This window comes from Kocuria tytonicola (assembly GCF_003687455.1).
Taxonomy (GTDB): domain Bacteria; phylum Actinomycetota; class Actinomycetes; order Actinomycetales; family Micrococcaceae; genus Kocuria; species Kocuria tytonicola.
The window spans coordinates 1-11,751 of sequence record NZ_PHOA01000079.1 but is presented as its reverse complement, the minus strand read 5'-3'; the positions used below and the strand labels follow the sequence as shown (position 1 = coordinate 11,751).

Here is an 11,751-nt window from a genome sequence, read left to right as displayed (position 1 = left end):
CCGCCCCCACCGAGCCCTCCCCCGCGGACCCCAACCGCCTCCAGCTGGACCAGAAACCCGCGGACAAGCTGTTCACCACCCTGCGCGAGGACGTGGCGGTCACGGGCGGGGCGGAGTCCGCGGCGCCGTCGTCGGACCCGGCCACTCCCGCACCGGGTGCGTCCGCCGCGAAGAGCGGCGGAGCGTCGTCGCGCCCCTCCGCGAGCCCGAGCCCCACTCGCCCGGCCGTGGACCCAGCCCTCGTGCCGGTGACCGTGACCAACCGCTCGGACACGGGGGGCCGCGACGCCCAGGTGGTGCAGCGGCTGCGCACGGGGGGCTACGACCAGGCCCGCTCCGGGAAGTCCGGGGCGCAGCTGTCCGCCACCCAGATCTTCTACCACCCGGACTGGGCCCTCGCCGCGCAGGACATCGCCGCGCTGCTCGACGCCGCTCCATCTCAGCTGGTGCCGAGCTACGAGGTGGGCGGCGTCCAGGTGGCCGTGGGCCAGGACTTCACGCACGGCGAGCGGATCGACCGCGGACAGGGCCTTCCGGACGACCTCCAGGGTCAGACGGCGGAGCAGGTCACGTGCCAGGCCACCGCGGAGCAGTGAGGGTCGAGTGAGCCGGACCACAGATGGTAGTTTGGATCGCATGCGGTCCGACGTGCAGCTCCTCCCGCTTACGTGCCGCAGCGGGGCCTGACTCGATCACCCACGGCCGAGCACCCGCTGCGGAGTTCCACCACGCCGGCCACCCGCCACAGCTCGAAAGGCCCCACCCCGTGAAGAACCTGCAGCGCCCCTCCGGCATGCCCGCCCACAAGTACACCCCGTACCACCAGAACTTCCCGTTCGACATGTCCGACCGCACGTGGCCGGACAAGGTGGCCACCACCGCGCCCCGCTGGTGCGCCGTGGACCTGCGGGACGGCAACCAGGCACTGATCGACCCCATGGACTCCGAGCGCAAGCTGCGCATGTTCCAGCTGCTCGTGAAGATGGGGTTCAAGGAGATCGAGGTGGGCTTCCCGTCCGCGTCGCAGACGGACTTCGACTTCGTGCGGACCCTGGTGCAGGGCAACCACATCCCGGAGGACGTCTCCATCCAGGTGCTCACCCAGTCCCGCGAGCACCTGATCGAGCGCACCTACGAGGCCATCGACGGCGCGCCCCGGGCCATCGTCCACCTGTACAACTCCACGTCCACCCTGCAGCGGCGCGTGGTGTTCAACCAGGACATGGACGGCATCGTGGACATCGCCCTGACCGGCGCCCGGCTGTGCCGCAAGTACGAGGAGCAGCTCAGCGGCACCGCCGTGACCTACGAGTACTCCCCGGAGTCCTATACAGGCACCGAGCTGGAGTTCGCGGCCCGGATCTGCAACGAGGTCGCGGAGACCTTCGAGGTGGGCAGCGGGCGCTCCATGATCATCAACCTGCCCGCCACGGTGGAGATGGCCACGCCCAACGTGTACGCCGACTCCATCGAGTGGATGGGCCGCCACCTGTACCACCGGGACGACATCGTCCTGTCCCTGCACCCGCACAACGACCGTGGCACGGGTGTGGCCGCCGCCGAGCTGGGCTACCTGGCCGGCGCCGACCGCATCGAGGGCTGCCTGTTCGGCAACGGCGAGCGCACGGGCAACGTGGACCTGGTGACCCTGGGGCTGAACCTGCTCACCCAGGGCGTGGACCCGCAGATCGACTTCTCGGACATCGAGGAGATCCGCCGTACCGTGGAGTACTGCAACCAGCTGCCGGTGCCCGAGCGCAGCCCCTACGGTGGTGACCTGGTGTTCACGGCGTTCTCCGGCTCGCACCAGGACGCCATCAAGAAGGGCTTCGACACCATGCAGCGGGACGCCGAGCAGCAGGGCGTCGGGGTGGACGAGCTGGAGTGGGCCGTCCCCTACCTGCCCATCGACCCCAAGGACGTGGGGCGCAGCTACGAGGCCGTGATCCGCGTGAACTCGCAGTCCGGCAAGGGCGGCGTGGCGTACCTGCTCAAGAGCGAATACGGGATCGACCTGCCGCGCCGTGCACAGATCGAGTTCTCGGGCGCCGTGCAGAGGTACACCGAGACCTCGGGCTCCGAGGTCTCGGCCCAGCAGCTGTGGAAGATCTTCTCGGACGAGTACCTGCCCACCACGGACGGGGACTCGCGCTGGGGCCACTACCGCATCACCTCCATCTCCACCCACGCGCAGGACGAGGGCAACACGGTCCTGGAGGTCGGCCTGGACGTGGGCGGTGAGCACCGTGAGCGCACCGCGCAGGGCACGGGGCCCATCGACGCGCTGGTGAACCTGTTCAACCAGGAGGGCGTGGACGTGCGGCTGCTGGACTACACCGAGCACACGCTCTCGGCCTCGGCCAACGCCCAGGCCGCGAGCTACGTGGAGCTGGCCGTGGGGGACCGCGTGCTGTGGGGCGCGGGGATGGACACCAGCACCACGCGGGCCTCGCTCAAGGCCGTGATCTCCGCCGTGAACCGGGCCGTGCGGGACGCGTAGGCGGACTGATCCCGCGGGGCGGCAAGCTTCGGGCCCCGCTCCTCCCTTCCACGGGAGGAGCGGGGCCGCGTCACGGGCGTGGCGGGGAGGCGGTCCTACGACCCCCGGTGGGAGCCGTGGGGCTGCGCCGCCGCCGGCGAGTGGCACAATGGCGCGGTGCCCCGTTCATCCTTCGCCTCGCGCAGCTACCGCGACGACGCCGTGGTGCTGCGCACCTACAAGCTGGGTGAGGCAGACCGGATCGTGATTCTCCTGACCGCCGAGCACGGCCAGGTGCGGGCGGTGGCCAAGGGGGTTCGCCGCACCACGTCCCGCTTCGGTGCACGGCTGGAGCCCTTCAACGTGGCACAGGTGCAGCTGGTCAACGGCCGCACCCTGGACATCGTGTCCCAGGCCGTGGGCAAGCGGCCGTACGGGGAGGCCATTGCCGCGGACTACGAGCGCTACACCGCCGCTGCCGCCATGGCCGAGACCGCCGAGAAGCTCACGGAGGACGACCACGACACCGCGGCCCAGCACTACCGGCTGCTCGTGGGGGCGCTCTCGGCCGTGGCCCGGGGGCTGCACGAGCCGGGCCGCATCATGGACTCCTACCTCCTGCGGGCGGTCTCGCTGGCCGGGTGGGCGCCGAGCTTCGTGGACTGCGCGCGGTGCGGCGCGCCCGGGCCCCACCGCTCTTTCTCCGCCGCGCTCGGCGGCGCGGTGTGCCCCCAGTGCCGCCCGCCGGGCTCCGCTGCTCCGAGCGAGGCGACGTTCGTCCTGCTCAACGGGCTCCTGCACGGCCACTGGCCCACGATCGACGCCGCCGACGCCCGCACCGCACGCGCTGCAGCGGGTTTCGTGGCCGCGTACATCCAGTGGCACATGGAGCGCACGGTCCGGTCCCTCGCGCTCGTGGAGCGCGCGGAGGGCTGAGGGTTCTCGGAACACCCCGTGCTGGAGTACCTCGAGCCGGAACGCCCTAGGGTGGAGGCAACAGACCATCCGTCGAGAGGACCGCCCCGTGACTCCCTTCTCCCCGCCGCCCCTGCACCCGAGCGGAGCCACCGCTCCCGCGATCCCCGCAGCCGCCGTCCCTCGGCACGTGGCGCTCGTGATGGACGGCAACGGACGCTGGGCCAACGAACGCGGTCTGCCCCGCACGGAGGGTCACCGGGCGGGGGAGCGAGCCCTGATGGACGTGGTGGCCGGCGCCATAGACCTGGGCATCCCGTACGTCTCCGCCTACGCGTTCTCCACCGAGAACTGGAAGCGCTCTCCTTCAGAGGTGGCCTTCCTCATGAACTTCACGGGTGACGTGATGGAGCGGCAGCTGCCCACGTTCCAGGAGTGGGGCATCCGGGTGCGCTGGGCCGGGCGACGGCCCCGGCTGTGGGGATCGGTGATCAACCGTCTGGAGACGGCCGAACGGGAAACCCGGGACAACGACGTCATCACGCTCACCATGTGCGTCAACTACGGGGGCCGGGCGGAGATCGCGGACGCGGCGGCAGCCATGGCGCGGGACGTGCAGGAGGGACGCCTCAAACCGGGGTCGATCACGGAGGACACCGTGCAGCGGTACCTGGACGAGCCGGATCTGCCGGACGTGGACATGTTCCTGCGCTCCTCGGGGGAGCAGCGGCTCTCCAACTTCATGCTGTGGCAGTCCGCCTACGCCGAGATGGCCTTCCTGGACGTGCTGTGGCCGGACATGGACCGCCGCGTCCTGTGGCGCGCCGTGCAGCAGTACGTGGCACGGGACCGTCGGTACGGCGGAGCCGTGGACAGGGCGGGCAGCGTCGGGTCCCCGCTGGCCGGGGAGAATGAGAGCTGAGAAGCCGACGGTCGAAGAAGGTGGAACCTTCGACTATCAGTTGAAGTTTGCACTTCAAGCTCGTCTTTAAACTGCAGGAACAGCGGCCTGCTCTCAGGAGCAGCTCAGCTCTCCACGTCCGCACCGCCCGCCCGCCGGTCACGGGCGCCCACCCGCTGGTGTGGAAAGCTGGTGCCATGCGCGTGTACCCCACCTTCTTCAAGGCCGCCTTCTCGTGGATGGACCCCGAGCTCGCCCACACCCTGGGCTTCGCCGGCATCCAGCTCGCTCACCGGTGCGGCCTGGGCCGCGTGCTGAGCCGGATGACCGCTGCGGACGGCGGCAGCGAGGTTCACGTCATGGGCCTCACGTTCCCCTCGCCGTTCGGGTTGGCCGCGGGTTTCGACAAAGGGGCCACGGGCACGCACGCCCTCACGGATCTCGGATTCGGGCACGTCGAGATCGGCACGGTCACGGGTCAGGGCCAGCCCGGAAACCCCCGCCCCAGGCTGTTCCGCCTGGTGGCCGACCGGGCCGTGGTCAACCGCATGGGTTTCAACAACGACGGCGCCCGCGCGGTCGCGCCACGGGTGGCATCGGCCCTGCACACGCTGGCGCAGGATGCGGCCCGGACGGGGCGGCGTCGTCCGGTGGTGGGGGTGAACATCGGCAAGACGAAGGCGGTGGGCCTGGAGGACGCGGTGGGGGACTACGTGCTGAGCACGGCCACGCTGGCCCCGTACGCGGACTACCTCGTGGTGAACGTCTCGTCCCCCAACACCCCAGGGCTCCGGCAGCTGCAGGAGCTGGATGCGCTGCGCCCCCTGCTCCGGGCCGTTCGGGCGGAGGCTGACCGCGTCACCACGCGGCGGGTCCCTCTGCTCGTGAAGATCGCGCCGGACCTCGCGGACGAGGACGTCCTGGCTGTCGCGGACCTGGCGCTCGAGCTGGGGCTGGACGGCATCGTGGCCACCAACACCACGATTGCCCGGGACGGACTCGGACTGCGCAGCGACCGCGAGGCCGTGGCGCAGTGCGGTGCCGGCGGCCTCTCGGGCGCCCCGCTGCGCCGTCGTTCGCTCGAGGTGCTGCGCCTGCTCAGGGAGCACGTGGGGGATCGGCTCGTCCTCGTGTCCGTGGGTGGGGTGACCACGGCCGAGGACGTGCTGGAGCGGTTGGACGCGGGAGCGTCCCTGGTCCAGGGGTACACGGCGTTCCTCTACGAGGGACCGTTCTGGGCCGCGCGCATCAACCGCGGACTCCGACGGGCGGCCCGCAGAACCTCCGCCTGAGCCCGACGAGGGCCGGTCCACGGGGTGGACCGGCCCCCGTCGTGTGCCGCGTGGCCTACTCGGGGCGCTCCCCGCGGCGCACCTGGGGCTTGGGCAGCCGCAGCCGCCGGATGGTGAACGTCCGCATGGCGGCGTACCACCGGGTGCCGCGCTGGACGGTGCCGAACCTGCGGCGCATGGCCGCGTGCATGCGCTGGGTGGTGATGACCGCGTCCAGCACGCACAGGGCGATGTACCCGTAGACCACCCAGATCAGCGTGAGGGCCACGGACTGCACGGGCAGGAAGAGGAAGACGATGATGGCGAGCATGACGACCAGCACGTACTCGCCGATGTTGAAGCGGGAGTCCACCCAGTCGCGCGCGAAACGCCGCTGGGGACCGGCGTCGCGGGGGCCCAGGTAGCGCTCGTCGCCCGCGGCCATGCCGGCCTGGGCCTGCGCCCGGCGCTCCCGCTCCGCCTGCCGGGACTCGGCCTTGGCGGCCTTGCGGTCCGCGGGGATCAGGGGACGACGCCGCGCGGCCTCCTGCTCCTTGCGCGTGGGGGTGGGGCGACCCTTCTTCCCGTCGGGGGTGTGGCCGTCGCGGGCACGCCCGTCCGGCTCGACGGCGGTCACGGCCGTGGCGCGCACGGCGGTGGATCCCGTGGATTCCTCTGACTTCCTGCGTCCAAACACCGGACCAGCCTAGCGGAGAGCGGGCGGGTTCCCGGCCGTGTGTCCGGGCACCGCACAGGCTCCGTGACTAGGCTGGGGCCATGAGTGCTGACTTCACACGCCCCAGTTCCGAGACGGTCGAGGCCCTGCGCGCGCGCGTCACGGACTCCCGCGACACCCTGCTGCGCGAGCTCGGGGAGCTCGTGGCCATCCCCGGCATCGCGTGGGACTCCTTCGACGCCGCCGAGCTGGACCGCAGCGCCCGTGCCGTGGCCGGCCTGCTGGAGGAGCTGCCGTTCGACAGCGTGGAGGTGCTGCGGGTGCCCTCGCAGGACGACGCCGGGCACCCCGCCGTCGTCGCCCGCAAGGCCGCCGCATCCGGGTTCCCGACGATCCTGCTCTACGCCCACCACGACGTGCAGCCCCCCGGCAGGCGGGAGCTCTGGAACTCGGAGCCGTTCGAGGCCGTCGAGAAGGACGGTCGGCTCTGGGGCCGCGGTGCCGCGGACGACAAGGCCGGGGTGATGGCCCATGTGGGTGCCCTCCGGGCGTTCTTCGAGCGGCAGGGTGGCGAGCCCGGCCTCGGCGTCACGGTGTTCGTCGAGGGTGAGGAGGAGGCCGGTTCGCCGGGCTTCGAGGCGTTCCTGGCCGCTCACAGGGACAAGCTGGCCGCCGACGTCATCGTCATCGCCGACTCCGCGAACTGGGAGGTCGGGGTGCCCGCGCTGACCACGAGCCTGCGCGGCGTCGTCGGCGGGATCGTGGAGATCGGCGCGCTGGACCACTCCGTCCACTCCGGCATGTTCGGCGGTCCCGTGCTGGACGCGCCCACGCTGCTGGCACGCCTGATCGCCACCCTGCACGACGACGACGGCGCCGTGGCCGTCCCCGGGCTGCTCAGCGAGGACGACACGGACGTGGACTACGACGAGGCGAGCTTCCGGGCCGACGCCGGAGTGCTCGACGGCGTGCAGCTGGCCGGACGCGGCTCGATCTCCTCCCGGATCTGGACGCAGCCGGCGCTGTCCGTCACGGGGATCGACGTCACGGACGTGGCCACCGCGTCCAACACCATTGCGGCCACTGCCCGCGCGAAGCTCAGCCTGCGCATCGCGCCGGGGCAGGACCCGAAGGAGGCCGCCGAGGCCCTGCGGAAGCACGTGCTGGACAACGCCCCGTTCGGCGCCCACGTGAGCTTCGAGATCGAGGAGACCGGACCGTCGTTCCGCGCCGACACCCAGGCCGCGAGTTCGCAGATCGCCCTGTGGGCGTTCGAGCAGGCGTGGGGGCGTCCCGCCGTGACCGCCGGCATGGGCGGATCCATCCCCTTCACCGCGACCCTCACCGAGGCGTACCCTGAGGCGCAGATCCTGATCACGGGGATCGAGGACCCGGACACGCGGGCGCACAGCGCCAACGAGTCCCTGCACATCGGGGACTTCCTGCACGCGGTGACCGCCGAGGCCCTCATCCTCACCGCCCTCGCCGAGCAGGGCGGACGCACCGCGGAATGATTCGCGCGGGTCGGGCGTTCCACACGCCGAAAGCCCCGACACGCACTCAGGGATGCGACCCCGCGTCGCACGGAAAGCGAGCAGCATGAGCGTCACCACCGACAACGAGACCACCCAGGACCTGCCTGCCCACGAGGTCCTGCTGACCAACACCGCCGCCCAGAAGGTCCGAGACCTGCTGGAGCAGGAGGGCCGCACCGACCTCCGCCTGCGCGTGGCCGTGCAGCCGGGCGGCTGCTCCGGTCTGATCTACCAGCTGTACTTCGACGAGCGCGTCCTCGACGGGGACCACGTCCGCGACTTCGGTGGCGTGGAGGTCATCGTGGACAAGATGAGCGTCCCGTACCTCAGCGGTTCCACCGTGGACTTCGAGGACACCATCTCCAAGCAGGGCTTCTCGATCGACAACCCCAACGCGCAGGGTTCGTGCGCGTGCGGCGACTCCTTCCACTGAGTCGTCGAGCACCGGGAGGGGTGCGCGGTCCTGGGAGGGCACCGCGCACCCCTTTTCGCACGTCCGGGATGTGTGCGGGGTCCGCGGAACGCGGGCCCGGAGAGCTGCGGCGGCGCGGGCCCGGCACGACACGGCGGACTGACACAGTGTCAGCACATCGGGGGGCCGAGGGGTAAGCTTCCGAGGGAGAACCATCAACGGGCAACGTGTTCTCTGTGCCCACGTGCACGAGCTATGCAGAGCCCACATACAGAAGAGGAAGGGCCGTCTGTGAGTTCGCAAACTCGAACCGGCAGCCGCCGCGGCCGGAAGCTGAAGGTCTCGGCCGCAGCAGTCCTGGCGACGATCTCGCTCACCGCTTGCTCCGAGCAGTCGAAGGTGGGCTTCCTGCCCACCCAGCGCGGCACCACCGACAACGCCGACCAGATCATGGATCTGTGGATCGGCTCCTGGGTCGCCGCCCTGTGCGTCGGTCTGCTGGTGTGGGGTCTCATGCTCTGGTGCATGGTGGCCTACCGCCGCCGGAAGAACGAGACGGGCTACCCGCGGCAGCTGGCGTACAACGCGCCGCTCGAGATCTTCTACACGATCGTGCCGATCGCCATGATCGTCTCCCTGTTCTTCTTCTCGTTCCGCGCGCAGACCGAGATCACGGACCGCTTCGAGAACCCCGACACCAAGATCCAGGTGTACGGCAAGCAGTGGGCCTGGGACTTCAACTACCTGGATGAGAACGTCCACTACCAGGGTGTCCAGGCGCACCTCACGGGTGAGCCCGGTGTGGAGAAGACGCTGCCCACCCTCTACCTCCCCGCGGACAGCAAGGTGGAGCTGCAGATCACGTCCCGTGACGTCATCCACTCCTTCTGGGTGCCGGCCTTCCTCGAGAAGATCGACATGATCCCGGACCGCACCAACTACATGAGCTTCACCACCGGCCGCGAGGGCACCTTCGCCGGCAAGTGCGCCGAGCTGTGCGGGGAGTACCACTCCGAGATGCTGTTCAACGTGGCCGTGGTCAGCCAGGAGGAGTACGACGCCCAGATGCAGAAGCTGCGCGACGAGGGCAACACCGGATTCGTCGGCGACGAGTACAACCGCAACCCCAACCTCCACGAAACCTCCAACAACTAGGGGATAGGCAATGTCTACGCTCGAATATTCGCGGGACGACGCGGCTTCGGCCGCACCCCGCGTTGTCCCGCGATCCAAGGGCCGGGTGATCGTCAACTGGCTCACCTCGACCGACCACAAGACGATCGGGTACATGTATCTGATCTCCTCGTTCATCTTCTTCTGCGCGGGCGGCATCATGGCGCTGCTCATCCGCGCCGAGCTCTTCGAGCCCGGAATGCAGATCCTGGAGACGAAGGAGCAGTACAACCAGCTGTTCACCATGCACGGCACGATCATGCTGCTGATGTTCGGCACGCCGCTGTTCGTGGGTTTCGCCAACGTCATCGTGCCCCTGCAGCTCGGCGCCCCGGACGTGGCTTTCCCGCGTCTGAACGCGCTGGCGTTCTGGTTCTTCCTGTTCGGCTCCCTCATCGCGGTGTCCGGCTTCATCTCCCCGCAGGGCGCCGCGTCCTTCGGCTGGTTCGCCTACGCACCTCTGAACAGCACCACGTTCAGTCCGGGGGTCGGCGGTGACCTCTGGGTCTTCGGTCTGGGCCTGCAGGGCTTCGGCACGATCCTCGGTGGCGTGAACTTCATCACGACCATCGTGTGCATGCGTGCGCCCGGCATGACCATGTGGCGCATGTCGATCTTCACCTGGACCACGCTGATCACCTCCATGCTGATCATCATGGTCTTCCCGCCGCTGGCCTCGGCCCTGTTCGCACTGGGCATGGACCGTCGCCTGGGTGGCCACGTGTTCGATCCCGAGAACGGTGGGGCCATCCTGTGGCAGCACCTGTTCTGGTTCTTCGGACACCCTGAGGTGTACGTGCTTGCGCTGCCGTTCTTCGGCATCGTCTCCGAGATCATCCCGGTGTTCTCCCGCAAGCCGATCTTCGGCTACAAGGGCCTGGTGTTCGCCACCATTGCGATCGCCGCCCTCTCGGTGACCGTGTGGGCGCACCACATGTACGTCACCGGCGCCGTGGCCCTCGGGTTCTTCTCCTTCATGACCATGATGATCGCGGTCCCCACGGGCGTGAAGTTCTTCAACTGGATCGGCACCATGTGGCAGGGCTCGCTCACCTTCGAGACGCCCATCCTGTGGGTGCTGGGCTTCCTGTTCACCTTCCTGTTCGGTGGCCTCACCGGCATCATCCTGGCGACGCCGCCGCTGGACTTCCACGTCTCGGACACGTACTTCGTGGTCGCGCACTTCCACTACGTGATCTTCGGGACCATCGTGTTCGGCATGTTCGCGGGCTTCTACTTCTGGTGGCCCAAGTTCACGGGCAAGATGCTCAACGAGCGCATCGGCAAGGTGCACTTCTGGCTCCTGTTCGTCGGCTTCCACATGACGTTCCTCATCCAGCACTGGCTGGGCGTGGACGGCATGCCGCGCCGCTACGCGGACTACCTGCCCGAGGACGGCTTCACCTGGATGAACCAGTTCTCCACCATCGGCTCCATGCTGCTGGGCGTGTCCATGATCCCGTTCTTCTGGAACGTGTACACCACGCACCGCAACGCCAAGAAGGTCGAGGTGGACGATCCCTGGGGCTTCGGTGGCTCCCTGGAGTGGGCCACCTCGTGCCCGCCCCCGCGCCACAACTTCACCTCCCTGCCTCGGATCCGTTCCGAGCGCCCGGCGCTGGATCTGCACCACCCGGAGCTCTCGGCGTTCTCCAGCCAGCAGTATGAGGCCGAGACCCCCCTGGTGGGCGGCAGTGGAAGGAATGGACGATGAGCGCAACTATCAAGACCTTCCTCTTGCTCGGTGTGTTCTGCACCGTGGTGGGATTCATCTACGGATATGTGACGGACTTCCAGGAGTTGGCCGGGTTCCCGGCACTGCTGGCCGTCGCCGCGATGAGCTTCATGCTCGTCGTCTACCTGTGGCTCGTGCAGCGCTCCACCGGGGGAGTTCTCCCGGAGGACCGCGAGGACGGCGAGATCGTGGAGATGGCCGGCGAGTACGGCGCGTTCTCCCCGTGGAGCTGGTGGCCGCTGCTGCTCGGCATCGGTTGCGCGCTCTTCGTGACCGCGCTGGCAATTGGTCCGTGGATCATCGGCCTGGCCGTCCCCGTGGCCCTGCTCGGCCTCCTGGGCCTGATCTTCGAGCACTCCCGCGGAGACCACGCGCACTGACCGTGCATCGCATCGTTGAGGGTTGGGAAGGCCCGCGTCGTTCTTGGACGGCGCGGGCTTTTTCGTGTCCCCACGTCATGGCCGCGGGCCTCGCTCAGGGGCCAACGCACGGCCTCCGGGGTACGAGGTGGAGCCTGAGGACTAGACGGATGCGGTCGCTACCGGGACGGGCGAAGAAAGGGGAGGGTTCGGAAGAGGAGAAGACCGTCCAGCCTGCGAGGAAGGGGCGCGCGAGTGGCCGGATGCCGAGGAAGCCGGCTGGCGGCGTGGGGGC

General features: G+C 69.3%; 11 protein-coding genes. 10 read left to right on the top strand and 1 reads right to left on the bottom strand.

The window, feature by feature from the left end; genetic code table 11:
- The 5 genes from CWC38_RS08900 to CWC38_RS08880 form a co-directional block, all read left to right on the top strand.
- A partial coding sequence (locus tag CWC38_RS08900; protein ID WP_133306243.1) for a LytR C-terminal domain-containing protein occupies positions 1-596 on the top strand: 596 nt, incomplete at its 5' end.
- 170 nt (positions 597-766) lie between these two features.
- Positions 767-2,500: a 2-isopropylmalate synthase gene (gene leuA, locus CWC38_RS08895; RefSeq protein WP_121846412.1), complete on the top strand. Its 1,734-nt coding sequence runs from the start codon at positions 767-769 to the stop codon at positions 2,498-2,500.
- A gap of 156 nt (positions 2,501-2,656) precedes the next feature.
- On the top strand, positions 2,657-3,415 hold the full coding sequence (gene recO, locus CWC38_RS08890; protein WP_121846413.1) for a DNA repair protein RecO: 759 nt from the start codon (positions 2,657-2,659) through the stop codon (positions 3,413-3,415).
- An 88-nt stretch (positions 3,416-3,503) separates the two neighbouring features.
- Positions 3,504-4,316 (top strand): isoprenyl transferase, encoded by an 813-nt coding sequence (locus tag CWC38_RS08885; RefSeq protein ID WP_121846411.1) that lies wholly within the window; start codon positions 3,504-3,506, stop codon positions 4,314-4,316.
- A gap of 176 nt (positions 4,317-4,492) precedes the next feature.
- A complete protein-coding gene (locus CWC38_RS08880) occupies positions 4,493-5,587 on the top strand; it encodes a quinone-dependent dihydroorotate dehydrogenase (protein WP_121846410.1) in 1,095 nt (364 codons plus the stop codon).
- 55 nt (positions 5,588-5,642) lie between these two features.
- Here the strand turns inward: CWC38_RS08880 and CWC38_RS08875 are convergent, their stop codons facing one another.
- Positions 5,643-6,263, bottom strand: a complete 621-nt coding sequence (locus CWC38_RS08875; RefSeq protein WP_121846409.1) for a DUF3043 domain-containing protein — start codon at positions 6,261-6,263, stop codon at positions 5,643-5,645.
- An 80-nt stretch (positions 6,264-6,343) separates the two neighbouring features.
- Between CWC38_RS08875 and CWC38_RS08870 the strand changes: the two genes are divergently transcribed.
- The 5 genes from CWC38_RS08870 (at position 6,344) to CWC38_RS08850 (ending at position 11,477) form a co-directional block, all read left to right on the top strand.
- The gene (locus CWC38_RS08870) at positions 6,344-7,756 is read left to right on the top strand and encodes a dipeptidase (protein ID WP_121846408.1); all 1,413 of its coding nucleotides are present in this window, start codon (positions 6,344-6,346) and stop codon (positions 7,754-7,756) included.
- Positions 7,757-7,841: 85 nt separating this feature from the next.
- On the top strand, positions 7,842-8,210 hold the full coding sequence (locus CWC38_RS08865) for a HesB/IscA family protein (protein WP_121846407.1): 369 nt from the start codon (positions 7,842-7,844) through the stop codon (positions 8,208-8,210).
- 270 nt (positions 8,211-8,480) lie between these two features.
- Entirely contained in the window at positions 8,481-9,344 is an 864-nt protein-coding gene (ctaC, locus tag CWC38_RS08860; protein WP_121846406.1) for an aa3-type cytochrome oxidase subunit II, read from the top strand.
- A 10-nt stretch (positions 9,345-9,354) separates the two neighbouring features.
- On the top strand, positions 9,355-11,076 hold the full coding sequence (gene ctaD / locus CWC38_RS08855) for an aa3-type cytochrome oxidase subunit I (protein WP_121846405.1): 1,722 nt from the start codon (positions 9,355-9,357) through the stop codon (positions 11,074-11,076).
- Positions 11,073-11,477: a cytochrome c oxidase subunit 4 gene (locus tag CWC38_RS08850; RefSeq protein ID WP_121846404.1), complete on the top strand. Its 405-nt coding sequence runs from the start codon at positions 11,073-11,075 to the stop codon at positions 11,475-11,477. Before ctaD ends, CWC38_RS08850 begins: the two co-directional genes overlap by 4 nt.
- The last annotated feature ends 274 nt before the right edge of the window (positions 11,478-11,751 follow it).

What these genes read in the sequence shown, in the direction of transcription:
- CWC38_RS08880 (WP_121846410.1), top strand. Translation starts at nt 4,493, where the DNA reads ATGCGCGTGTACCCCACCTTCTTCAAGGCCGCCTTCTCGTGGATGGAC.
- CWC38_RS08870 (WP_121846408.1), top strand. Translation starts at nt 6,344, where the DNA reads ATGAGTGCTGACTTCACACGCCCCAGTTCCGAGACGGTCGAGGCCCTG.
- CWC38_RS08865 (WP_121846407.1), top strand. Translation starts at nt 7,842, where the DNA reads ATGAGCGTCACCACCGACAACGAGACCACCCAGGACCTGCCTGCCCAC.
- ctaD (WP_121846405.1), top strand. Translation starts at nt 9,355, where the DNA reads ATGTCTACGCTCGAATATTCGCGGGACGACGCGGCTTCGGCCGCACCC.
- CWC38_RS08850 (WP_121846404.1), top strand. Translation starts at nt 11,073, where the DNA reads ATGAGCGCAACTATCAAGACCTTCCTCTTGCTCGGTGTGTTCTGCACC.